General features: G+C 49.0%; 21 protein-coding genes and 3 riboswitches. Of the genes, 17 read left to right on the top strand and 4 right to left on the bottom strand.

What is annotated here, in order from left to right; genetic code table 11:
• Positions 1–2: 2 nt before the first annotated feature.
• From QZ209_RS01620 to QZ209_RS01605, 4 genes are all read right to left on the bottom strand, one after another.
• A complete protein-coding gene (locus QZ209_RS01620; protein WP_294343953.1) occupies positions 3–1430 on the bottom strand; it encodes an HD domain-containing protein in 1428 nt (475 codons plus the stop codon).
• A gap of 42 nt (positions 1431–1472) precedes the next feature.
• Complete coding sequence (locus QZ209_RS01615) at positions 1473–2750, bottom strand: MFS transporter (protein ID WP_294343950.1); 1278 nt, start codon at positions 2748–2750, stop codon at positions 1473–1475.
• Between the two features lie 109 nt (positions 2751–2859).
• A complete protein-coding gene (locus tag QZ209_RS01610; RefSeq protein ID WP_294343947.1) occupies positions 2860–3738 on the bottom strand; it encodes a cobalamin-binding protein in 879 nt (292 codons plus the stop codon).
• Complete coding sequence (locus QZ209_RS01605; RefSeq protein WP_294343944.1) at positions 3725–4177, bottom strand: NUDIX hydrolase; 453 nt, start codon at positions 4175–4177, stop codon at positions 3725–3727. Before QZ209_RS01605 ends, QZ209_RS01610 begins: the two co-directional genes overlap by 14 nt.
• Before the next feature lie 166 nt (positions 4178–4343).
• Between QZ209_RS01605 and QZ209_RS01600 the strand changes: the two genes are divergently transcribed.
• The 17 genes from QZ209_RS01600 to QZ209_RS01520 all read left to right on the top strand — a co-directional run bounded on the left by QZ209_RS01600 (position 4344) and on the right by QZ209_RS01520 (position 24975).
• Positions 4344–4817 (top strand): SRPBCC family protein, encoded by a 474-nt coding sequence (locus QZ209_RS01600; protein WP_294343941.1) that lies wholly within the window; start codon positions 4344–4346, stop codon positions 4815–4817.
• A gap of 56 nt (positions 4818–4873) precedes the next feature.
• Positions 4874–5111, top strand: a riboswitch (cobalamin riboswitch).
• Positions 5112–5327: 216 nt separating this feature from the next.
• Positions 5328–6062, top strand: a complete 735-nt coding sequence (gene cobI, locus QZ209_RS01595; protein WP_294343938.1) for a precorrin-2 C(20)-methyltransferase — start codon at positions 5328–5330, stop codon at positions 6060–6062.
• Entirely contained in the window at positions 6047–7453 is a 1407-nt protein-coding gene (gene cobJ, locus QZ209_RS01590) for a precorrin-3B C(17)-methyltransferase (protein WP_294343935.1), read from the top strand. The genes cobI and cobJ overlap by 16 nt, the downstream gene beginning before the upstream one ends.
• The gene (gene cbiE, locus QZ209_RS01585; protein ID WP_294343933.1) at positions 7446–8657 is read left to right on the top strand and encodes a precorrin-6y C5,15-methyltransferase (decarboxylating) subunit CbiE; all 1212 of its coding nucleotides are present in this window, start codon (positions 7446–7448) and stop codon (positions 8655–8657) included. Before cobJ ends, cbiE begins: the two co-directional genes overlap by 8 nt.
• A gap of 2 nt (positions 8658–8659) precedes the next feature.
• Positions 8660–10549 (top strand): precorrin-4 C(11)-methyltransferase, encoded by a 1890-nt coding sequence (gene cobM, locus QZ209_RS01580; RefSeq protein WP_294343928.1) that lies wholly within the window; start codon positions 8660–8662, stop codon positions 10547–10549.
• Positions 10546–11331: a precorrin-6A reductase gene (gene cobK, locus QZ209_RS01575; protein ID WP_294343924.1), complete on the top strand. Its 786-nt coding sequence runs from the start codon at positions 10546–10548 to the stop codon at positions 11329–11331. Before cobM ends, cobK begins: the two co-directional genes overlap by 4 nt.
• Positions 11318–12424 carry a cobalt-precorrin-5B (C(1))-methyltransferase CbiD gene (cbiD, locus tag QZ209_RS01570; protein ID WP_294343921.1) on the top strand — a complete coding sequence of 369 codons (1107 nt, stop codon included), beginning with the start codon at positions 11318–11320 and terminating at the stop codon, positions 12422–12424. Before cobK ends, cbiD begins: the two co-directional genes overlap by 14 nt.
• 81 nt (positions 12425–12505) lie before the next feature.
• Positions 12506–13483: a sirohydrochlorin cobaltochelatase gene (locus tag QZ209_RS01565; protein WP_294343917.1), complete on the top strand. Its 978-nt coding sequence runs from the start codon at positions 12506–12508 to the stop codon at positions 13481–13483.
• Positions 13480–14364 carry a sirohydrochlorin cobaltochelatase gene (locus tag QZ209_RS01560; protein WP_294343912.1) on the top strand — a complete coding sequence of 295 codons (885 nt, stop codon included), beginning with the start codon at positions 13480–13482 and terminating at the stop codon, positions 14362–14364. Before QZ209_RS01565 ends, QZ209_RS01560 begins: the two co-directional genes overlap by 4 nt.
• Before the next feature lie 100 nt (positions 14365–14464).
• Positions 14465–14702, top strand: a riboswitch (cobalamin riboswitch).
• Between the two features lie 234 nt (positions 14703–14936).
• Entirely contained in the window at positions 14937–16838 is a 1902-nt protein-coding gene (locus QZ209_RS01555) for a TonB-dependent receptor (RefSeq protein ID WP_294343909.1), read from the top strand.
• 90 nt (positions 16839–16928) lie between these two features.
• On the top strand, positions 16929–17237 hold the full coding sequence (locus QZ209_RS01550; protein WP_366515731.1) for a ferredoxin family protein: 309 nt from the start codon (positions 16929–16931) through the stop codon (positions 17235–17237).
• Positions 17238–17339: 102 nt separating this feature from the next.
• A riboswitch (cobalamin riboswitch) is annotated at positions 17340–17699 on the top strand.
• Between the two features lie 25 nt (positions 17700–17724).
• Positions 17725–18942 (top strand): ABC transporter substrate-binding protein, encoded by a 1218-nt coding sequence (locus QZ209_RS01545; protein WP_294343907.1) that lies wholly within the window; start codon positions 17725–17727, stop codon positions 18940–18942.
• Positions 18943–20034 (top strand): iron ABC transporter permease, encoded by a 1092-nt coding sequence (locus QZ209_RS01540; RefSeq protein WP_265353726.1) that lies wholly within the window; start codon positions 18943–18945, stop codon positions 20032–20034.
• Entirely contained in the window at positions 20031–21128 is a 1098-nt protein-coding gene (locus QZ209_RS01535; protein ID WP_265353725.1) for an ABC transporter ATP-binding protein, read from the top strand. Before QZ209_RS01540 ends, QZ209_RS01535 begins: the two co-directional genes overlap by 4 nt.
• Before the next feature lie 8 nt (positions 21129–21136).
• Positions 21137–22306: an ABC transporter substrate-binding protein gene (locus QZ209_RS01530; RefSeq protein ID WP_265353724.1), complete on the top strand. Its 1170-nt coding sequence runs from the start codon at positions 21137–21139 to the stop codon at positions 22304–22306.
• A gap of 36 nt (positions 22307–22342) precedes the next feature.
• Positions 22343–23485 carry an adenosylcobinamide amidohydrolase gene (locus QZ209_RS01525; protein ID WP_294343892.1) on the top strand — a complete coding sequence of 381 codons (1143 nt, stop codon included), beginning with the start codon at positions 22343–22345 and terminating at the stop codon, positions 23483–23485.
• Positions 23473–24975, top strand: coding sequence for a nitrilase-related carbon-nitrogen hydrolase (locus tag QZ209_RS01520; protein ID WP_294343890.1), 1503 nt, complete (start codon positions 23473–23475; stop codon positions 24973–24975). Before QZ209_RS01525 ends, QZ209_RS01520 begins: the two co-directional genes overlap by 13 nt.
• Positions 24976–24988: the final 13 nt, after the last annotated feature.

Here is a 24988-nt window from a genome sequence, read left to right as displayed (position 1 = left end):
TGCTATGAATTCTGCATCTCCCGGTATGCTTTTTTTATGTAGTCGAGAGCAGCCTCACGGTTGTAAGGTATCTCGCCCTCGATGACAGCGGCTTCCATTTTTTTCTTTATCATGCCGACAAGCCTTCCCTCGGAAAGGCCGAGGGTCTCCATGATATCACACCCGTCGATAGGGGGCCTCCATTTTGCGAGCAGATCTTTTTCGGCAACTTCCGCTATTTTTCTTTCCACGATGTTGAAGTTGTTCATGATCCTCTTGACTTTACCAGGATTCTTACTGGTTACGTCAGCTCTGCACAGTTTCATCAGATCGTCAAGATCTTCGCCGGCTTCGTACATGAGCCTTCTAACGGCAGAATCGGTGATTTCTCCTTTTGAAAGAGGGATTGGGCGATGATGCAGGCGTATCATTTTCTGCACATAGGGGAGCGGTTCGAGCGGCCAGCGCATCGAGTTGAATATTTTCCTGGCGAGCTTGGTTCCTACAGCCTCGTGTCCGTGGAAGGTCCAACCGGATGATCTGCTGAAACGTTTGGTAAGGGGTTTTGCAATATCGTGGAGCAGGGCTGCAATTCGGAGCCACAGTTTGTCGCTGCTCTCGGACAGTTTGTCGACAACCTGGAAGGTATGGAACAGAGTATCCTTATGTCCAAGGCCGTCGACCTGTTCAACCCCGGCCATGGCGGTAAGCTCGGGGAAAATTTCCTGCAGAATACCGGTTTTGTAGAGGATCATAAGTCCTATAGAGGGTTTAGGGCTCGCTATGATTTTTAGAAACTCTACACTTATGCGTTCCTTCGAGACAATTCTGATTCGTTTCGCCATGGAAGACATTGCGGTCATTGCCTTCCTGTCAAGCTGAAATTCAAGCTGGCTTGAAAACCTTGCCGCCCTCATCATACGCAAAGGGTCGTCAGAAAAGGTTTTTTCAGGTTCAAGAGGTGTTTTCAAAACCTTTTTCCGAAGATCATCGTAACCGTTGAAAAGATCGATGAGACAGTTTCGATTGTCATGATTCAGCGATACAGCCATTGCATTGATGGAAAAGTCACGTCTTGAAAGATCATCCTCGAGCGATCCGATTTCAGTTATGGGTTTGCGCGAATCGGCATTGTAGCTTTCTTTCCGGGCTCCTACTATTTCGAGCAGCATCGGACCGCTATCATGGGTTTCCAGTTCAAATCGGGCTGTCCTGAATCTCTCGAAAACGACAAAATTCTTGCCGTCCAGTTCTTGCTTGATTCGTTTTGCAAATGATACAGGCTCACCGATAATCATGATATCGATATCCTGGCTTGCTTGACGCATCAATAAATCTCTGACGTAGCCACCGACGAGATAGCAGGGTGTATCGGACCGGTCCGCAATATCTCCGATCCGGTAAAGAATATCTGGAAGAGCGTTGTATGGCAGTTTTTCCTTGCAGGACATAACACTATCTGGATTCTCGAAAAAAAATCTTCCCTTTTTCAGCTATTCAACCGTCTGAGGACTTACCGATGATTCGGGCGCTGCGTCAAACGCTTCAATTTTGTATCTGAACAAACTCAGGGATATGACGGTTCCAATTACCATCAGGACACCTGCTACAATAAACGGCATCGAAGGGTACATGCCGTAGAGTATGCTGCCGCTGACAGGACCGAAAATTCTCGCAAGAGAATTGATGGACTGTCCGTAGCCCATTATTTGTCCCTGCTTTTGCGTATAGCTGTAGAGAGAGAGCATTGAAATATTGATAGGACTGGCTAGACTTGTGCCGATACCGAAGAAAAAAAGGATTCCCAAACCAAGGGTGAACAGCGTTGTCTGTGGTATGAACGGTATAAAAAATACCCCTATGAATGTTGTCAAGTGGCCCCAGAGAAAAAGCTTGTGTTCTCCGAAACGTTTGTTGAGCTGGTTTATCAATCCTCCCTGGACAATAACTGAAATGACCCCTACGTAAGCGAACAAATAGCCTATCTGCTGGTCAGAAGCCAAAAAATATTCCTTCCAGAGGAGAATCGAAGCGATCTGCATATTCACGATGCCGAAGGTGAATATGAAGTTAGCACTCAAAAGCAGGGCTATGGGTGGCGAGCTCACCGCTTGAAAAACACCTTTGAAATAGAGCGCTGACTTTTCTTTCAAGGATGAAAGCCTTGGCTTGCCCGAATGTTTTCTTGTGCCACCAAAGTAACTCGAAATCTTTTTGGCTTCCTTGTTGGATTCGGGAAGAAAGAAAAGCGCGAGGATAAAGTCGAAACCGATAAGCGCCGATGCGACGAAGCCAACCATTTCTATTCCGAAATTGGTCTTGACTACACCGCCGATCAACGGTCCTATGATAAACCCTATTCCAAAAGCCGCACCAAGCATGCCCATTGCCTTGGATCTGTTGTTACTGTCAGTGACATCGGTTATGTAGGCCTGCGCAGCAGCGATGTTTGCGGACCCGATACCCGAAAGAGAGCGGGCGAGGATAAGCAGGGGAATTGTCGATGCTTTTGCAAAAAACAGATAGGAAATAGAGGCGACAAAAATACTGCCAAGCATGACCGGTCTTCGCCCGATGAAATCACTGAGCCTTCCCCAGACAGGAGAAAAAAGAAATTGCATGCTTGCATAAGTAGCGGCAATAATACCGATCATAAAGGGACTTGCCCCAAGATCTTTGGCGTATGTCGGAAGAAGAGGCAGCACAATACCGAACCCTATCAGGTCGAGTAGCACTGTCAAAAACAATATCGCCAAAGGTGACTTCTTCATGCAGGGAGGCTGTTTGTAATAAGTAATAGTAAAGCCGGAAAGATATAAAATTGGCTGCTTTTTTCCTCTTTAAACCTTATTCGTCTTGTTCGGCCTCCGTGTACAAGCGTTATTCCTTACTTGCAGCGACGATAATACGCCTGAGTTGTTCTATACCTTCAAGAACGCGTGGACCAGGACGGAGAAATATGCTGTTGTCGAAATCGTCATAAATTTTTTGTCTTTTTACAGCCTGGATATGATCCCAGCCTGGTCTCGAGGCAATGTCTGCTGCGACATCACTTTCTCTCGACATGTACATGCAGGCTATGATATCCGGGTTTTGTCTGATAACCCATTCGGGAGAAACCTCAAAATATTCCTTTTCAGCGGCATCCCCTATATTCTCACCACCGGCATAGGTGATGAGGGCTGAGACGTAGCTGCTTTTTCCTCCGGTCCAGAGGGGATCATCCCATATTTCCAGATACACTTTCGGAGTTATAGCAGTTGTGTCGATTGTGTTCCTGAAATTTTCCAGACCATCATCGATTAGAAACGCAAGGCTGTCGGCTTGTTCACGGTTGTCCGTCAGTTCGCCAAGCTTACGAAGCGCGGCCGGGATGTCTTCAGGGGAACGAATGTTCAGGCGTTCCCGTCTGATCCCGAGTGCGGTTATTTTCTCTCCCATGTTTTCGTCCGCAAGATCGATATCGATTACAAGGTCGGGCACGAGACTTGTAATGACTTCAAGAGATGGCTGTCCGAAAGCTCCGACAACCTGAACTTTCTTTACATCTGCAGGCCAATCGCATGCGCTTGTTCTGCCTATAAGCTGTCGCTCCGCTCCGATAGCATAGATCATTTCCGTGATACTGGGAGCCAGACTGACAATCGTCGGTTTATCCGAAGAGCTTCTCGTCGCTTCTTTTTTTTGCGTTTTTCCACATCCGATGAGGATTGCGGAAAAGACGATCAAAAAAAGAATCGGAGAATTACGTGGTTTCAAGATGCTTTTCATAGCGGTAGAGGACTTCCTGATGGTTGAATGCAAGGGTAAGCTTACGGGCATGATCGATCGAAAACCAACCTATATTCGACACTTCACCGGGTTGAGGGTTGAGTGTTCCCGTTGCTGTTCCGCAGAACATGAGGACAACAGCATGGAAACTGTATTCGGGAAACACTTCATCACAATAACCGAGGAAAAACGGTGATTGCATTGAAAGTCCGGTTTCTTCCGCGGATTCACGGATAACAGCGGCTAAAGCTGTTTCGCCGTTGTCGATATGCCCGCCAGGGAAACACCAGCAGTTTTTAAATGGATCAACGTTTCTTCGTGTCAGAAGAACCGTCGACCTTTCAGCTTCGGAGGGTGACAGGATTGCTGTAACTGTGGCTTTTACCATTTTCGAGTAGTCCAGTGCTTCACATTGCTTCTGATCCATTCCGGGCAGTGAAAAATAGGGATGAACAGATGTTTCCTGAAAGGGCGAAACAGTATCGATGCCCCGTTTCGAAAGGGATAGTTTTATGTGGTTATGCAGTTATATATGGTATGGTGAATCATTACATAATGATTCGATACACAAGTATCAAATAGTTCAGGTAATCATGAACGTCAACAGGTTGATATATACACAGAAAATATCTGCTGAAATAGAAGAGGTGTGGGATTTTTTTGCCGATCCCATGAATCTCGTATTCATAACGCCTCGGGAAATGCATATGAGGATAACCAATGAGGACACTATCGGTCGTTTACAGAAGGGAATGATTATCAGCTACAAACTTTTTCCTTTTTTCGATTTTCCGGTCAAATGGTCCACAAGGATAACGCATGTTGACCAGCCCCACGGGTTCGAGGATGAGCAGGAAGAAGGACCTTATGAATACTGGCATCACAGGCATCTTTTCAGGGAAATTCACGGAGGAGTCGAAGTGACTGATATCATAGAGTATAAAATTCCCTTTGGCTTTTTCGGTAAAATGCTCGATATGCTTCTTATCCAGAGCAGACTCGAGTATGTTTTCGCCTACCGTCGCAGAAAAATAGGTGAAATCTTTGGAGAGACTCAGGCTGCCTGATGTTTGTGCATTGTCCCTTTAAAATTATTTTGGTATATAACGTTCTATAAACATCGTTCTTTCTTTTTTTTGCTGGTGCCGGTTTAAAAGCCGGAGAATAGGGAAGTACGTGAAAATCGTACACTGTACCCGCAACTGTCCAGCGGTTTTACTGTCTTTTTCAGTGCATGGCCTCGTGCATTGAAGAAAGCAGTTACTGATAATCACTGCATTTTTCCGCCCGGAAAAAGCGGGAAGGTTGTCAGTAGAAATTCCGCCATAGTCAGGAGACCTGCCAGTCAATTGTCGCTTATACATATCGGACTACGGGATATAGTCTGCAGATGGCAATAACTCTTTCTGTTTCATGCATCTTTTTTTGCTCTGCTCGTGCTGAACAAACCGCTCTTTTTCCCTGTATGGATTGAGGGTTCTTTCGGCAAGTTCTTATGAACATACGGCCATACGGCCATACGGCCGGGGAAAAAGTGCTTTGAAGGAAAGGGAATTCAATCGAAAAAAGATTCAACATTGAGAAGTAAGGTTTACGGGGTTTCACTGGGACCGGGAGACCCGGAGCTTGTGACCATCAAAGCGATAAAGGTTCTTGCTCGGGCTGACAAGATCTATTACCCGGCGACCCTGACCCGATCAGGCGAAGTCAACAGCTTTGCACTTGAAATTCTGAAGGTTCACGGTATCTCGGAGACCAGGCTGAAAAGCATGCCTGTTGCCATGACAATGCCCAGAAAAGAGGTTGACAAGGTTTATGACAAGGCTTTTTCCTCTATCATGCAGGACCTTGAAAACAGTTTATGTATCGCGGTTGTATGTATCGGGGACGCAGGGTTGTACAGTACGTTTGGACACTTGCTCGAAAGACTGAAAAAAGCCTCGGTTACTGTGGAGATGGTTGCCGGGGTACCGGCTTTTGTCGCTGCGGGAGCTTCTGCGCATGTACCGTTAGCTCTCGGATCGGATAAAGTTCTTGTTCTCCCCGATTTTGAAAGTACAGATGAGCTCGATAAGTGCCTGGACAGGTATGAAACGGTGGTTGTGATGAAGTTATCCCTTTTTGGTGAAAAGCTTTACTCATACCTCGAGAAGAAAAGAATCGGTTTCGTGTATGCCGAATATCTCGGTACACCGCGTGAGTTTGTGAGTCGTAGCCTCGATGATCTCGAATCACGGCGCATACCATATTTATCTCTGATAATTTTATTCAATAAGGATCGATCTTCTAGAAACCTATGTCCGGAAAAATAACAGTTGTCGGATTGGGACCAGGGAGCCTCGATCTGATTGCGCCGCGCGTACTGACCGCTATACGGGAGGCGGATGCCGTTATCGGCTATAACTATTACATACGACTGATAGAGCATTTCATACCTGAGCATGTTCTTTTGATCGATAGTGGGATGAAAAAAGAGCGTGACCGTGCCAAGAGGGCATTCACTCTCGCTCTCGAGGGCATGAATGTTGTTGTTGTCAGTTCAGGGGATGCGGGGGTTTACGGGATGGCGCCTCTGGTTATGGAAATGTCGCAAAAAAAGGATTATGACAATGTCGCCGTCAGTATTCAGCCGGGAATAAGTGCTTTTCAGGCAGCGGCAGCAAAGCTTGGAGCCCCGACAGGGCATGATTTTTGTGTTATTTCTCTTTCCGATCTTCTCACTCCCTGGAACGTTATCGAACAGCGCATCAGAGCGGCAGCGAGCGCTGATTTTGTGACTGCCGTATACAACCCGAAAAGCAACGGGAGATACTGGCAGATTTACAGGCTCAAGGAGCTTTTTCTGGTAGAGCGTTCGGGTGACACTCCTGTCGGTATCGTGCGTCATGCTGAAAGAGACAACGAGAGTATCGTTATCACTACTCTTTCCGATTTCGATCCGGAAACACTCGACATGTTCAGTGTTATGATAATCGGTAACCGACAGACTTTCGCCGAAGGCTGCAGAATGATCACGCCAAGGGGTTACTTTTCTCCAGGAGCTACCGGGAGTATGAGCGTTGGACAGTCGATCATGAGCGACAGTTTCAGTGCGATTGAAAAGCGATTGAAACGAAGTGGCTATGCTTACGATACCAAGTGGGCGATGATGCACGCCATTCATACGACCGCTGATTTTGATTTCGAAGATATTCTTTATACCACTCCCCGGGCGGTAGAGCGGCTGCATGAAAAACTAACTGCAGGAAGCGCAACCATCATTACCGATGTGACCATGGTCCGGTCGGGTTTTAGAAAAGCAGCGATCGAGAGATATGGCATTGAAGTGATCTGTTATCTGGACGATCCGAGAGTTCAATCTCTTGCCAGCGATCAGGGTATCACCCGCACACAGGCAGGTATGCGACTTGCTGTAGAGGAACACCCTGATGCGCTGTATGTTGTCGGCAATGCACCGACAGCCCTGATCGAGCTTTCGGATCTTTTGTGTCGCAAACGATATAGCCCTATGGGGATTATCGGAGCTCCGGTAGGCTTTGTCAATGTCATTGAATCGAAACTGAGGTTGAAAGCCGTAATAGGAAAAATCCCTGCGGTCATTATCGAAGGAAGAAAAGGCGGAAGTACTGTCGCGGCGACTATCGTAAATGCAGCCTTGAGCCTCGATGATGCCGAAACCATGATGCCCGGAAGAGATGTCTGATCGTATTACAGTTGTTGGATTGACCGATAACCCTGAGCCGGAGCTTACCGAGGATGCAAGATTGGCGGTAAGCCAACACAGGGTTTTTGCAGGTGGTGAACGCCACAGAGGGATCGTCGCTTCCATTTTGCCCCACGATAGTGACTGGATAGCCATCAAACCGCCTATCGGGAAGGTTTTGGTGGCTTTCAAGGAAGAGCCAGGACCGATTCTGGCGTTTACTTCGGGAGATCCTCTGTTTTACGGGTTCGGCGCTACGTTACAGAAGGCTTTTCCGGATGCCGTTTATACGTACTACCCGTCGTTTCACAGTTTGCAGCTTCTGGCTCATCGCTGCAGGATGCCCTATCAGTCGATGCGTTATGCTTCTCTTACGGGTAGAGGCTGGCAAGAGCTTGATTGTGCCCTGATAGAGGGGGCACAACTGATCGGAGTCCTGACCGACCGGAGGAAAACTCCTGCTGTTGTTGCAAAGCGAATGCTCGAGTTTGGTTTTTCAGAATATACCATGATCGTTGGAGAGGCGCTCGGGGGAGCGGAAGAGCGGGTCTGTGAGTATGGTCTGGAAGATGCCGTCCGGCTTTCGTTTCATGGGCTTAACTGCATCATCCTCTCCGCTTTCCAGCCTCATGACAAGCTTTTCGGGATTCCGGACAGTACGTTCGAAGGGATGAAAGGTCGTCCCAACATGATCACCAAGATGCCTGTTCGCCTGGCGACACTTTCCCGGCTCGGTCTTGTCAATGCACGTAATTTCTGGGATATCGGATTTTGTACGGGTTCGGTTTCGGTCGAGGCGAGGCTTCTTTTTCCGGAGATCGACATCACGGCGTTCGAAAAGCGCAGCGAGTGCTCTGTGCTTCTCGAGCGCAACAGTAAAAAATGCAGCGCTCCGGGTATCCGGCAGGTAATGGGAGATTTTTTTTTACAGGAACATAGCGCGTATACCGGCGATCAGGAAACAGTCGATGCCGTGTTTATCGGGGGGCATGGCGGGCGTCTTGAAGAACTGTTCGCCTGTATCGATCCGTTGCTTTCCATTGGTGGGCGAGTTGTGATCAACGCAGTGCAGTCCGAAAGCCTTGAGCAATTTCATCAACAGGCAGGACGATACAACTACAGGATTTTTGAAGATATGAAAATAGCTGTCGATGAGTTCAACGTGATTACGGTTGCGGCGGCGGAAAAAACCAGAGAAACTTGAGTATGCAAACCATTGCGATTCTGGCCTCTTCGGACAACGGGATATTGGTTGCCCGCTGTCTGAAAAAGCATCTTGAAGCAGTTTCCGGTTACAGGGCTGAAATTTTCTCTTCACGCCAATTTGAAGGAGTGACATCGGTTAATGGTGTCGTCGAGTTCACACGTGATAATTTTAGCTATTACGATGCATTTATCTTCATCGGTGCGCTTGGTATATGCGTGCGCGCGATTGCTCCTGTCATCAAGGACAAATATTCAGACCCGGCAGTCATCAATTGTGATGAACGCAGGGTTTTTGTGCAGTCCGTTCTGTCGGGCCATGTCGGTGGTGGAAACGAGCTGGCAGGGCTTGTCGCCCGTTTGATCGGCGCACGCCCGGTCATTACGACATCGAGTGATGTACAGGGATTGTGGAGCCTCGATATTCTCGGTCGTGATCAGGGGTGGTCGGTGGAATTTCATTCGGGAAACAAAGGAAAATCGTTTGCCGCTGCGATGTCGTTGTTCGTCAATCACGAGCCGACGGTACTGCTGCTTGAAACGAGGGATGAGGTGACCGATTATCTCGAGCGAAGCAAAGCACCTTTTGTCTCGGTCGTTTACAACTACGAAGATATTGACTTTAGCGCATGCAGCCTGCTCCTGGCCGTAACACCACGTGTTCTTCCGGTGCAGGTGCCCTCTTTTTTCTATCGTCCGAAGGTTTTGTGTGCCGGAGTCGGCTGTGAAAAAGATATCGATCCTGAGACGTTTGCCGTATCGTTTGCCGGAGAGTTGGAGCAAAAGGGTCTTTCACCTTCTTCACTCAAGGCCTTCGGTTCCGTTGATTTCAAAATACAGGAAAAAGCCTTCAGGTTTGCTGCTGAAAATTTCGGCATTCCTTTGCATGGATTCGCACCGGATCTTCTCGAAGGTGTCGAGGGGGTACCCAATCCATCAGAGGTGGTGTATCGGAAGGTTGGGGTGCATAGTGTTGCTGAGGCTTCGGCAGCTTTGCTGGCAGGCGAAAACAGGTGGGTGGTTGAAAAAAAGAAAGTCGTTCTTCCGGGCTGCAGGGAAAATGAGCCGCGCCACTACACTTTTGCCGTCAGTATCGACAGAACCGCGGTTCGTAAAGGCCGTATCCTCATTGTCGGTGCAGGGCCGGGTGATCCCGGACTGGTAACGGTCAGGGGGAAACATTTGCTGGAAACAGCGGATCTTATTCTTTATGCCGGAAGCCTTGTGCCGGAAAAACTGACCCATTACGCCAAACCCGGAGCAGTCGTGAGGAGTTCAGCTTCGATGACCCTCGAAGAGCAGTTTTTACTTATCAGCGAGTTTTACCGGCAGGGGAAGTGCATTGTCAGGCTGCATACCGGCGACCCTTCGATCTACGGCGCAATTCAGGAGCAGATGGCCTGGTTCGAGTCGAGCGGCATGGAGTACAGCATCGTTCCCGGCGTATCGTCTTTTCAGGCTGCAGCGGCAACGCTGAAATCCCAGTTCACCATTCCTGAAAAAGTGCAGACGATCATACTGACCCGTTTTAACGGGAGAACGGCTGTGCCGGAAAAGGAAGCGCTCGGTGAACTGGCACGTTCCCGGGCTACAATCTGCTTGTTCCTGAGTGCAGAATGGGCGGGGGAGATCCAGCAAGAACTCCTGCTTCATTATGCTCCATCCACGCCGGTAGCGGTTTGCTACCGTTTGACCTGGGATGATGAACAGGTATGGCGGGGATCGCTTGTCGATCTTGCATCTCTGGTTGCGAAAAGTGGAAAAACGCGCACGATGCTTCTTGTTGTCGGTGAAGCCGTGGGTGCCAGGGAAGAGAGATCGAAACTGTACGATCCCGCCTTTTCACATGGTTTCAGACACGCTTCCGGAACCAACGAAGGTGATACATCATGATTGTGGTTTTCGGTGGCACGACAGAAGGCAAACAGGTTGCCCGATTTCTGGAGGAAAAAGAGCTGGCATATCTCTATTCTACGAAAACAGAGGCCGAACCGTTTGTAATGGTTCACGGCAAGTACCGCTTTGGTGCTCTTGACGTGAGGGGGATGGAGCACCTTTTCCGGCAAAGAAACGTCTCTGCCGTTATCGATGCGGCGCATCCTTTTGCATCACTTCTTCATGAAACCGTTTCAGATGTTTGTTTGCGGTTCTCCATACCGGTCATCAGGTTCGAGCGCATCTACGATCTTCCCCGAGAAGCTGCTTACAGCAAGAATATATACTACTCGAGCAGTTTTCCCGAGACTATCGATCTCTTGCGGTTTCTCAAGCCGAAAAGAGTGCTCGCCATGACCGGCGTGCAAACCATAGATGCTTTGCGTTCCTACTGGAAGGAGCATGAGATGAGAGTCAGAATTCTACCTTCAGGCAAATCGGTAATGTTTGCACAAAAGCAGGGATTTCCTCTGGGCAATCTTATCCTCTTGAAGCCGTCCGGACTTATTGAGGAGGAGTCCCGAATCATAAGGGCATACGGTATCGACTGTTTGCTTGTCAAAGAGTCCGGCAATTCAGGGTTTTTACCGGTTAAAATCACGGCGGCCATGCTCTGTGGTATTCCGGTGGTTATTGTGAAGCGTCCCAAACTTCCCGACTCTTTCATTACCGTGACGAAAAGGTCGGAATTAAACCGTGAACTTGAAAGAATCAGCAAGTTGCACCATGCAGGAGAATGAAGCTCAGCGATTGAGATATGGGTATACAACCGGGTCTTGTGCAACTGCGGCAACAGTTGCGGCTCTCAGTGCATTATTGAATCAGGAGGCTCAACAAACCGTGACGATTGTGCTGCCTTCGGAAGATTCGGCCACGTTTACGGTTGAGGAGTGTTTCGTGGATAGTCGAGGTGCCCTGTGTGGTGTGAGGAAGGATGCCGGAGACGATCCGGATGTTACCGACGGGCTGATAATTCGTAGTGAAGTGACGATAAGAAAGGACATTCCCCGGGGAACGGTTTTGTTTCTGCAGGGAGAGGGGGTAGGGCGAGTCACCCTTTCAGGGCTTGGTATTCCGGTTGGTGAGCCGGCTGTCAATCCTGTGCCGAGGCATATGATCATGAGGGCCGTGCGATCACTCCTGAAAAAGTATCGGGTGGACGGAGGAGTTGCGGTCACTTTGTCGATCCCTGGCGGTAAAGAGGTCGCGAAAAGAACCATGAACGAAAAAGTCGGTGTTGTAGACGGCTTGTCCATCATCGGAACGAGCGGGATTGTTGTGCCGTATTCCGAGGAGGCCTATATCGAAAGCATCAGACGATCCCTGCGGGTGGCTTTATACAGCGGATGCCGTGATGTGGCAATCGTTGCCGGAGCAAGAAGCGAAAAACATCTGAAAAAGCTCTTACCGGATTTCCCGGATCAAGCGTTCGTTCACTACGGTAACCGGATAGGTGTGACACTGGAAATAATCAGGGAATGTGCGGGGTTCGAGAGCGTTACGGTAAGTGTCATGCTGGCCAAAGCCACGAAACTGGCTCAGGGTGAACTGGATTTGTCGAGCAGGAACGTAGCGGTAAACCGTGATTTTATTGCAGGTTTAGCCCGCAGTGCCGGATATGATAACGATATCTGTCACAGCTTACTCGACATTTCCCTCGTGAGAAACATCGTAAAGAGTATTCCTTTCAGGAAAGGTGAGCCTTTTTACCGTGAGTTGTCCAGGGAGTGCTACAGGGTGTGCGGCCGGCTTGTACCCGGTATCCGGCTTGCTTTCGTGCTCATGAATTCGGATGGCATCTGCATCGTTCGCAACGCATTGGATGAGAAGTAGTTACAGCGTTTTAACGGCAAGCGTGCCAGTGTCGCGGTCAGGAAATTGTATGATTGAAATAACGTAAAACACATTGTTATCATGGGTGGAAAAAACAAGATACGAAGACAGATCAACAAAAAGGCCATTTTGCTTGCACATTTCGGAACAAGCTATCCTGTCGCTCTTTCGGCTCTCGGTAACATTAAAGAAGAGGTAGAGGAGCAATTTCCGGGGATTGAGACGAGGATTTGTTTTACCTCGAACAGGATCAGAACTATCTGGGCGTCGAGAAGAAGAAAACCTGAAAGCTGGCTTGCCAAGGGAGTGCCAGAAGAAATCATGTACGCTCAAAGCCTGCTCGGGGCAATTGGTAACCTGCAGGATCAGAACTACCGTACCGTCATCGTCCAGCCGACCCACATCTATCATGGGGAGCAATACGAAGATCTGCAGTCCTGTATCAGGGCTTTGCAGTCGATCAGGACGATAAAGAAAGCATGGGCGCCTTTTGATAAAATTGTGTTGTCCCGGCCCACGCTGGGGACATATGGTATAGAGCACGACTACGTCGAGGATATCGGTGAGGTTGTACAGGCCCTTGAAACCGATGTTATACGTGCAAAAGCGTCAGGCGCTTCATTGGTTTACATGGGTCACGGGAATGATTTTTTCTCATCGGGCGCTTTTTTCGAGACACAAAAAGCGATGCGTGCATTTTATCCGGATTCGAGCATTTATATCGGTATGGTCGAGGGGTACCCGGGTATCGATGAGATCCTGCAGGCTCTGGAAAAAGATTCCATAAAACATGTGCTGCTCAAGCCGTTTATGATCACTGCCGGTGATCATGCGCACAACGACATGAACAATCCGGAGCCGGATTCCTGGAAAAGCAGAATCGAATCTCTTGGAATTAAGGTCGATGTCGCTATGGAGGGGTTGGGAGTCAATGATGCTTTTGTCGGTATTTTTGCCAAACGGATTCAGCAAACAGCCGAAGATCATGGTATCGACCTGCATCCGGCAGAAAAGATGACGGTTCTGAAACAGGAAGAAAAAAACGGAGAATGGAAATGAAAACAAGTATAAAAACAAGCTGCCTGACGATTTTTGCCATGCTGAGCCTTATCTCTTTGGAATGTTTTGCCACAGGTGTAGCTGATCGGCCCAGAAAAGAAGGAATTTTGCTGGTTGCTTTCGGGTCGAGCGAAAAGACTGCTCAGGTATCGTTCGATACTATTGAAAAAATGGTAAAGCGGACCTATCACGGTATACCGGTTCGCTGGGCTTTCACATCACACGTGATTCGTGAAAAACTTGCAAAACAAGGTACGTTTCTCGATTCGCCTGAAACGGCGTTGGCCAAAATGCAGGATGAAGCATTTACCCACGTAGCGGTTCAGTCTCTTCATACCATCGGCGGGGCTGAATTTCACGACCTGCACCGAACGGTGGACGCATTCGAGAGAATGGGGGGATTCAGTAAATTGATTCTGGGATATCCTCTTATGAGTACCCAAGAAGATATGAAAAAAGTTGTGGCGGCGGTAAGGGCTTCGATTCCCGAAGAACGTTCGAAGGAAGATGCGGTGCTGCTCATGGGGCACGGTACTCACCATCCATCCAATGCATTGTATGCCGCTTTGATGTTTCAACTGCAACGAGCCGATCCCAATATTTTCGTGGGAACGGTTGAAGGGTACCCGGAAGTGGATCTGCTCAAGGAACTACTGTTTGAAAAGAACATCAAAAAAGCCTATCTGATGCCCTTCATGTCGGTCGCCGGTGATCACGCGAAAAATGATATGGCCGGCGATGGGGACGATTCATGGGTATCGATATTGACTCGTGCCGGAATAGCGTGTGTGCCTGTTTTAAAGGGGACCGCTGAATTCGATGAGTTTGCCGCCATCTGGGTTGATCATGTCGGAGAATCACTGCGCTCGTTGGATAAATGAGCGGATCGTTAAGAGGCTTCAATTAGGACGCTTACACGAAAATCTTTGAAAGTCGGGGGTTTGTAGAATATGTTTTTTTTCGTAACTACAAACCATGTTGTTCTTTCTTATTGTAACTGGTGCCGGTTTGAAAGCCGGAGAATAGGGAAGTACGTGAAATTCGTACACTGTACCCGCAACTGTAAAGCGGTTTACTGTTTTGACAATGCATGGCTTCATGTGTTGAAAAAACGGTTGTTGTCAATCACTGCGATGTTTCCGCCCGGAAAGCGTGGGAAGGTTGCCAACAGTAGTTTACCGCAAAAGTCAGGAGACCTGCCAGTTATGTTTTTGCATAAAAATCAGACTACGGGTTTATAGTCTCAGGCACTGAAGTTCATGATGTATCAAACTGTCAATTCATATTTTTTTCCGGTATTTCTGTTTTTCGCCGGGAAATCCCGGAATCTCGATGTGCTCTTTTTGGGCTGATTCAGGTTTTGGCAGTGTAACGTTCCTCATCCTGTTTGCTTATTGCCGATGGACAACCCTGTGGTTCAGTTGTTTTTTTAAAACTGATAACAGGTCGACAGATGAAGAAAAAAATCGTTGTGTTTCTGATGGCGTGTGTTTTCTCTCAGTACACACTTCAGGCAGAAGATTTCTCGCAAAACGGTATCACTCCATCCTACACGAGTGATGAACTGGTTGTTACCGCTACCCGATTTCCCGTGAAGGAAAAGGAAAGCTCCCGTTTCGTTACGGTTGTCGATAGTGAAGAACTGAAAGAAACCGGTGCGACGAATGTGATGGAAGCGCTCGGACGAATAGGGGGATTGGGCTATAAATCCCTTGCGCCCATTGGGATCAACAAACAGGGGATGAACAGCGCGGTGTATGTTCGGGGCATAGAAGACGGTGAACTCATTCTGATTAACGGATCACCGGTTCAGCAGGCATCTGGCAAGGGATATGATTTAAGCTGCATACCTGTCGAGCAGATCGAGCGTATTGAGGTGCTCAAGGGTGCTGCTTCAACCCTTTACGGTGCCGATGCAATGGCCGGTGTGATCAATATCGTCACCAAGAAACCGGTTTCGGAAAAAAGAGGAACAGCGTCTGTTGAATTCGGGAACGAAGATTGGATGAACCATGGCATAAGTCTCAGTCTTCCGGGAATTACCGCAGGCTTTCGATATCAGCACCTTGGTGAATTGGACGATGTCGGCAGGCAGTTCACGAAAAAATATACGAACGCTCTCGGAGAAACGGATAAGTATATGGTGAATGTCAATGCATCACCCTTCGAGAACATCCATATCGATTACCAATACTCCTGGTATGAAACAGCTTTCATCGATCTGTTCGATTCAGGTAAGGTCGAGCGAACCGATCAGGAAAGTTCCTTTCACTTTCTCAACCTTCGTTACGAGGGTGAGCGGTTTCGGGGAAAGCTCTTCGGTGTACATGACAAACGTATAACAGAAGATTATGTGAATGGAGTATTCGATGAAGAAAAGGAACGTTTGAACTATAACTATGGAGCAGAAAGTGATTACCGATTTACAGTGGCGGAAGGTTTTGAGCTGATAACAGGTGCGGATTATGTTCATCGTTTTGCCGATTACAAAAACAATTACGGCGAAAAAAAACGGGACGATTACGGAATTTTCGCCGAGTTCAAAAAGGATTTCAAGGAGGATGTTCTGCTGACGCTCGGAGTGCGTCAGCAGTTCATAGACAATGAAGAGGGCTCTACCGATTATGACTCGTTTCTTCCAAGCGCGGGGGTTACCTGGAAGGTCAATGAAAACCTGAATCTTTTCGCGAATACAGGCAAGGCTTTCAAGGCTCCAACATTCACACAGCTTTATTATGAAGGTCGTGTGGTCGTTGGCAATCCTGATCTGCAGCCTGAATCAGGCTGGACCTATGAAGCCGGTTTCAAGTGGGATTGCAAATCGGTATCTGCCAGAATTGCCGGATTTTATATGACCTATGACGACAAGATCGAGATCGATCGTTCACAAGGAAGACCGTATCACTATTTCAACGCCGGATCCTATAATTCCCAGGGAGTTGAATGGAAGCTGGGGCTGTATCCTTTCACCGACAGGCACGATTTCCTTTCGGATATCTCGTTTACCTCTGCAGGTTACTGGGCATACCCGGTAGCTGAAAACACAGATGGAGATGAGTACCAGCCAGGACCGAAGTTCCAGAACACGTTTGCGGTTTCCTATGCGACATTGCCTTTCAATCTCGATCTGCAATGCCGGATCCTTGCCGGCAGGGAAGATGATCTCGAAAATTACGCCGCTTTCGATATGACCGGAAAAGTAAAGGCCGGCAAAGGCTATGTTACCTGTGCGGTAGAAAATATTTTCGACACCGAGATTCAGACAACGGGCAATCTCGTCGAAGATGCAAGCAGCCGTTTTGTTTATTACGAGCCCGGACGTCTTGCCAGACTTGGATATTCAATATCGTTCTGATGCTCTGTGTTTGTTCTCCGTCAGTGCTTCCTCCCTGAAAAGGGGGGAGGGCTGACAGAGTTGCTTGATTAGATAAGATGAAAAAATGAAATGATGAGTGATACTGCGAAAAAAAGAAGGCGTGGACGCCTGACTGTTCCCCGCAAGGAGATCGCGTGGTACCCGACTATCGACCCGGATGCTTGCAATAGTTGTTGTTCCTGTTATGATTTCTGTCCCAAAGGGGTCTTTGCATCCGGTGAGGTGGAGGAAGGGCTGCGCCGTCGCCCGAAAATGGAGGTGACTCAGCCGTACAACTGTATCGTTCTTTGTACCGCATGTGAGAAAGTGTGTGCGGCAGGGGCTATCTCCTTCCCGAATCGAGACAATTTCGAGCAGTATGTGGAGTATTATGACTGATATATCAGTGCGATATGCTTTTTTTGTTCAATTAAAAAACATGATTCCTCGACAGTGCCTTTACTATCGTAAAGCATTTGAAACGATGGATTGTTTTCTGTATACTTTGTTCAACGTTATGGTGCCCTGGCGGTTTGGACAGGGTTTAAAAGGGAATCCGGTGAAAGTCCGGAACAGTACCCGCTGCTGTAATCCCGCGTCGGCATATGCCGATGAATGTGTTTCGATAATCAATGGATCTCTCTATTTATTTATTCCGCGTTTCAATTGCTTCGTTGAACGGTGCTCGAAATCCTCATGTATTCAGTGTACACTCCGGTTTCTGTGCTCCGTTCGCCTTGCACTTGAATCGCTCATGACAAAAAATAGAGACACCCTTATGTCACTGTTCCGGGCTACTGGAACGGGAAGGCTGTCGGAACCGGGAAAGTCAGAAGACCTGCCATAATACGCTATCGCTTCGGGTTAAAGCAACTTGACTATACATATGAATATATTTCGTTCTTCTTTTACCGGTTCGGTGCATCATCGTTTTTCCGGTGTTCTGCGATGTGTTATCTCTCTTTTCGCCGTTGTGTTCACCACCGGGTTGAGTGGATGCAGCAATGAAACGGAAGTACACCCGAAACAGGAAGCTGTGTCCGTCGACGTTCCCCTTTCCTACGCCAAAGGTTTTTCCCTCTACGATCATGAGGGGTTCAAGACTTTACGAGTCATCGTCGATCTCGATGGCCGCCAAGACACGTTGCGCTATCTGCTGATTCCCAAGAAGTCTCCTTTACCTGACGGTTTCGATGAGCATGTGGTGATCAGGACTCCCGTTGAGCGTGTGGCTTTGTTTTCGACAACACAGGTTGGTTATATCGATCTGCTTGGATGCGCCGATCGGATCATTGGTATTGCCCGACCCGACTATGTCAATACTCCATCCTTACGTGAGCGGATCGAGAAAGGCGCCGTATCGGAAATCGGTATGCCGTTCAGTCCCAACGTGGAAGAAATTCTCGAACTGAATCCTGAAATGATAGTGACGACAGCGTTTCCCGCTGCTAGGCAGACCGATTACAAGGCATTGGTAATGGCTGGAATTCCTGTTGTCGTCGTTGCTGAATGGCTCGAGGAATCTCCCCTCGGAAGAGCGGAATGGCTGAAGCTGTATGCGGCTCTGCTCGGTCGTGAGGAAGTTGCCGTCGAGAAATTTGCGGATATCGAGCACTCTTATCATGCCCTCAAGGCACTTACCGACACTCTTTCCCACCGTCCGTCGGTTGTTACAGGGATGCCTTTCAAGGACGCGTGGTTCGTGCCTGGAGGAAACAGCTATGTGGCATGTTTTCTCAGGGACGCCGGGGCAGATTATCATTGGAAAAACAGGGCAAAGACCGGCAGCATCAAAATGGATATAGAGGCTGTTTACCCGGTCGCCCTTGAAGCGGAGTTCTGGCTTAATCCGGGAACGGTTCAGTCCCTCGATGAACTGCTTGCCAAAGACATTCGGTTCAGAGATTTTTTCGCGGTGCGATCTGGCAAAGTGTACAACAATAACCGGTTACTGAATCCGGCAGGAGGGAATGCATACTGGGAGCTTGGGGCTGTACGGCCCGACAGGGTATTGGAAGACTTGATCAGGATCCTGCATCCGGACTTGTTCCCGGAGAGGGGCAATGGAGATGATTCGTTAACTTTTTACAGGCATATACAGTAGATGGGCATAAAGGTGGACAGTCAAACAAGCCCGGAACATTCCTGGCCTCTTCTTTCTCCAAAAAACAGTCTGATCGCTCTGCTTTTTGTGGTAATGGCCTTTTTTTTTATGCTCGACCTTGCACTCGGGTCGGTAAAAATACCTCTTGGAAACGTTATTGATATCGTGTTCGGGAAAGGTTCAGAGAACGAAGCCTGGGAAAAGATCGTTACCTATATCCGTATTCCGAAAGCGCTTACCGCCGTCATCGCCGGAGCGGCACTGTCGGCAAGTGGTTTACAGATGCAGACGTTGTTCCGAAATCCTCTGGCAGGACCTTCTGTACTGGGTATTTCGGCAGGTGCCAGCCTTGGAGTGGCCATGGTCATGCTGGCATCCGGCGCGGCAGCAAATGCCTTTGCCATCCGCCAGCTCGGGCTTGGCGGGAGCTGGCTCATCGTTGTCGCTTCAACCCTTGGAGCTGCGTTCGTTCTTCTTATCGTGCTGGGGATAGCGGTGCGGATCAAGGATAATATCGTACTGCTCATTGTCGGTATCATGGTTGGAAATATCACGATATCGATCATCAGTATCTGGCAGTATTTCAGTGAACCTGAACAGATACAGGATTACCTGATCTGGACATTCGGCAGTCTCGGCGGTGTGCTGGGGAGCCAACTGTATGTTCTGGCGATCGTAGTCGGCATAGGGCTCATGATTTCCTTTGCTGCGTCCAAGTCTCTCAATGTCATGCTTCTCGGGGAGAATTACGCGCGCAGCCTCGGGATGAGTACGCTCTATGTCCGGATTACCGTCATTGCCGCTACAAGTCTGCTTGCCGGAAGCGTAACCGGCTTCTGCGGCCCTATAGGCTTTATCGGTATAGCCGTTCCCCACCTGACACGATCGATTCTCAATACTTCCGATCATCGTTTTCTTATGCCCAGTTCCTGCCTTGTCGGGGCGATTCTGATGTTGGTATGCGATATCATCGCCCAGATGCCGGGAAGCCAGACCACCCTTCCGATCAATGCCGTTACCGCTTTGATCGGTTCTCCTGTCGTTATCTGGGTTATCATGAAGAACAGAAACCTCAAGTCGTCGTTTGCATGAAGAACGAAGTGTTACTGACTCACGATCTGGCGATCGGATATCAGAACCGTCGCCTTGCCAAAGAAGCGGAAAAGCATGGTCGCAAGTATCCCGGAAAAGTTGTTGCGGACAATCTGTCTCTCGACCTCGCCAAAGGGGAGCTGGTTTGTCTGCTGGGGCCCAACGGGTCTGGAAAATCGACATTGATGAGAACCATTGCCGGTGTCCAGAAGCCTCTCGGTGGACATGTGACCCTTGATGGCAGATCTCTTGAAAGGCTTTCGACCAAAGAAACGGCAAGACTTCTCAGCCTCGTGCTTACCGACAGGGTCATGACCGGTAATCTTTCGGTGTATGCCCTTGTCGCTCTTGGCCGTTATCCTTATACCGGCTGGATGGGGAAGCTTTCAAAGGATGATGAAACCGTTGTCAGGGAGGCTATAGCCATTACCGGTACACGACGGTTCGCTTGTCGTCACATCAGTGATCTGAGCGACGGTGAACGCCAGAAGGTCATGATTGCGCGTGCACTTGCCCAGGATACACCCGTTATTCTGCTCGATGAGCCTACCGCTCATCTTGATCTTCCCAATCGCATCGAGGTCGTTCGTCTTTTGAAGCAACTGGCGAGAGAGCGGGGGAAATCTATCGTGATGTCTACGCATGAACTCGACCTTGCGCTTCAGGCAGCTGACAGGATCTGGTTGATGAGTCCCGTTCAGGCAGAAGAGAGTGGAAAAAACATCGAGATGATCTCGGGGATGCCTGAAGAGCTTATTCTTGACGGTAGACTCGAAAAAGCCTTCAAGCGTAACGGATTCGAGTTTGATCGGGAGTCAGGTTCGTTCAGGATAAATCAGCACCACGAGGGTTGTATAGGTCTTGTCGGAGAAGGAACCCTTGCTTATTGGACGAAAAGAGCGCTCGAGAGGATCGGTTACAAAGTTGTCATCGATGCATCATTGCCCTGCAGGATAGAGGTTTCGGAGGACAGGGGTAACCGTTGGTGGCGCTATTATAATGGAAAAAGCGGTGAACCGTTCGAGATTCAGGATATCGGCAGCGTCATCAGCTGTATCAAGAAGAACAAGACAGGCTCGGAGATTGTAGCATGAGAGCCGTGATGCAAGGATATGGGGGCTGGATCGTTTTTCTGGCTCTGATGGCCACATTGCTTGGAACGTCGTGTTCTTCAGTATCGGATGAACAGGCTGTGACGGCCGACGGGAAAGCGAAGATGCAAACGGTCAAATATGCCAGTCGATTTTCCATCATGAAGCGCGATGACGGCTGTACTCTGGTAAAGGTACTTTCTCCGGAAGGGACGGATATCGGTATCGATTATGCATATTTGCTTGTGCCGCATGACCGATCGGTCCCTGAAGACAGTGGAACGGCCGCAGTGGTCAGAATTCCCCTGAAGCGGGTGACCTGTGAAAACGGTTTTCATGTATCGCTGATAGAAATGCTCGACTGTTTCGATGCCATAGCCGGGGTTTCCGGAAAGCGCAGAATCGGGCAGGACCGGGTGCACAAAATGATAGACAGCGGAGCGCTTCCGGTGACAGGTTATATGCGTGGGTTGAACATGGAAACCCTGGTCAAGATCGATCCTGACCTCGCTTTTGTCAATGTGACCAGCGTATCCTCCGACATCTTTGAAAAAATGATGGCCTACGGACTCCGTCCGGGCTTTTTCTGTGCATCACTCGAGGAGCATCCTCTCGGTGCACTTGAATGGATCAAGTTCATGGGGGCCTTTTTTGAAAAAGATTCGCTTGCCGCCAGTATATTCGAAAAGCAGGAGCATGCGTACCTCGATGTCCAGAAAACAGCCGAACATTTAACCCGGAAGCCTTCGGTAATAACCGGGTACAGCAGGAAAGGCGCATGGTCGATCATGGGGTCTTCTCGCTGGTTCGTCACCATGCTCGAACATGCCGGGAGTGAATATCTTTTCAGAGGTCAGGAGACCGATAGGGGGCATATTCTGAGCCATGAGGTTGCCATGGATGCCGGTATGAAAGCGGATTTTTGGGTGAACACCCATTTCAGGGTCACCGATCTCGACGGTTTGCTGGAAATCGACGAGCGGTACCGGTTGTTCAGTTCCGTCAAGAAAGGAATGGTATATAACAACAATAACTATCGGTTTGAAAACGGGCGGAACCGTTTCTGGGATAGCGGTATGGTTGAACCGCATGTTTTACTTGCCGATCTTATCACTATTTTTCATCCCGAAGTCTTGCCGGACCATACCCTGAAATATTACAGGCGCCTTGAAAAGCGATGAAAGCCGGGGACGATGAAACAAAAGGAGTATTGTCATATGAAGTTGGGCGAGTACGGTGCAGCAGAGGTTCACAGGGAGCGAAAAATGCTGATTGTGCGATTCAACAGGCCGCACAGGGTGATTTCAACCTGCAGAGTGAACGGCGGGATTCATGAGGATCTCGAATGTCTATTCAATCATCAGTCTTGCGAGCCCGCGGGCCACAGCAGAAAAGAACTCAAAACCGTACTGTCGGCTCCTGAACGTTATTTGCAGGGATTGTGTGAGCGTTTCGAGCTTCCTGAAAAAACAGCTTCTCTCGGTACGGCGGCAAACATGAACTATGCCGCTATCGAAACGAAGTCGTTCAAGAATCTGGAAGTGACCGCGATTTGTACCGGAGGGGTTGAAGGTAACGCCGGAAGGGTCGGGGATCCTGCCTCTGTCTGGGAACAGGACGGTGTGTTCGAACCTCTTGAAAAAGGCGGAAAAGAGCTTCATGGGACCATAAACACCATGCTGCTCATCAATCGGGAGCTGACACGTGGAGCCATGGTTCGGACCATCATGACCGCGACTGAAGCCAAAACCACCGTTTTGCAGGAACTTGCGGTGTCCTCGAGGTATTCCGATGGTCTTGCGACTGGAACCGGTACGGATCAGATCGCTGTGGCCTGTGCGCTGACCGGCGATACGCCGCTGACAAGTGCAGGCAAGCATGCCAAACTCGGGGAACTTATAGGATCAGCTGTTTCTGGAGCTATAAGGAAGACGCTTGCATTGCAGAATTCATTGACTCCCGGCAATCAGCGTTCCATCCTGGAGCATATCAAGCGTTTCGGCGCCGGTCGTGAGCATATGACAGAGTCCATCGCCCGCAGGCTACAGGAAGAAACGGCAGCGGTTTTCAGGCGTAATTTCAACAGCCTCGATCGTGACCCCGTAGCGGTCGGGGCATCATGTTCGCTGGTGCACGCCCGGGATAAGGTGGCCTGGGGCATTCTTCCGCAATCATGCATGAAGGAGATTTTTGTCATGCACGGAGCGCAGCTTGCCACCGGGATCTCTCATCGTGTTGAACGTTATGCCGATTTCTCCCGGATACTGTCATTGGAACCCGTCGGTATGAACAATCATGATTTTCTGGAATTCGTGTACGCTTCGTGTGCGCTTGGCTATAGTGAAAAATGGAAAGACTGAAACTCGCCCTTGTCCATTTCGACGTCGTGCACGGTGAAGCTGGGCGGAACCGTGACGAGTTGGTCCTGTTCAACGAGAGGGCTGCAGAAAACGGTGCCAGGATTATTGTCAATACCGAACTTGCTGTTTCCGGTTATAGCTTCGGTTCACGCGATGAAATAGCATGCCTGGTTGAATCACAAGAGGGGCCCACGGTGACGGCTTTACGACAGGTTGCTTCACGCTACGGCTGTTTCATCGTGCTTGGTTATCCCGAAAAAGATGAGCGGACCGATATCTATTACAATGCTGCCGCCGTTATCGGTCCTGATGGAGCGCTGCTGTTGAATTACCGGAAAGTCACGGCTGAGGTCCGTTGGGCATGTGCCGGAACGTCGTTCCAGCGCAATTCTTTTGAAACCCCTTGGGGGAGGGTTGGCGTTTTGATCTGTTCCGATACCTATTACGGGGCCATTCCAAGGATGTCTTCCCTGAACGGAGTTGATCTTTTGCTTGTACCGGCCAATTGGCCAGGCGGATCTCTTGATCCGAGAGAGCTCTGGCAGGTCAGGGCGAAAGAAAACGGCTTTTTCCTTGCTGCCTGCAACCGGTCGGGGAAGGATAAAACCATGTCGTGTGAGGATGCCTATTCCTGTATTTACGGGCCTGACGGTACGAAAATCCTCGAGTCATGCAGTTGTACGTCGGATATCTTTTTTGCAGATTTGCCCCTTGAAGGTGGAAAACTACCCTCCTTTCGTGAAACGCAACTGCGTTCGAGGGAACCCTCGCTCTATACTCCGATGTATCTCGATATGCGTTATGCCGCTGATTTGACAAGCTATTACAAGCTTCCTGAAGCGGCGAAGATGAGTGTTGCCTCTCGCTCTTTTCCTGCAGAAGAACTTTTCACCGGTGATAGACTTGAAGAAACGGTAGATGCATACAGTGGAGAGAAAACAGCGTTGCTGGTGCTACCTGCCGGTATTGCCGGAGATAATGAAGACGTACTGAATCGTCTGGCTCTTGCAGCCCGAAAAAGTCAGGTAAACGTATGTACGGGCGTTGTTTCTGAAAAAGACGGAAGCACGGTAATTGCATTTGCCGAGAAAAACGGTAATCTCTCTCTCCGATCGAAAAAGTATGGGCAGCATTGTTTCATAGATCTCGACAATGCCAGAATTGCTCTGGCTTTCAAGGATGAACTGTACCATCCGGAGATGGTGATCGCCTGTGCAAAACAAGGGTGTGATCTTATTGTCTGTTCGGCTTCTTGCCTGAATGATCATGATCAACGGGTACTTGGTGCCCGCTCGATCGAGCAGACGGGACTTGCCGTCTCTGGCAATAACCGTGCATTTATCTGCCAGCCGCCTGAAGGGCACTACCGATGGGCAGAGGTATCGGCAAAAAACGGTGAAGGGTGCTCGGTAACGCTCGACATCGAAAGATTGAGACAGAAGACTTTTTATGACAGGCTCGATTATGGTCTCCTGCTCAGAAAACAGTGAAATTCATTATATC

The organism is Prosthecochloris sp. (genome assembly GCA_015482705.2).
Taxonomy (GTDB): domain Bacteria; phylum Bacteroidota; class Chlorobiia; order Chlorobiales; family Chlorobiaceae; genus Prosthecochloris.
This window is presented reverse-complemented; position numbering and strand designations above follow the sequence as displayed.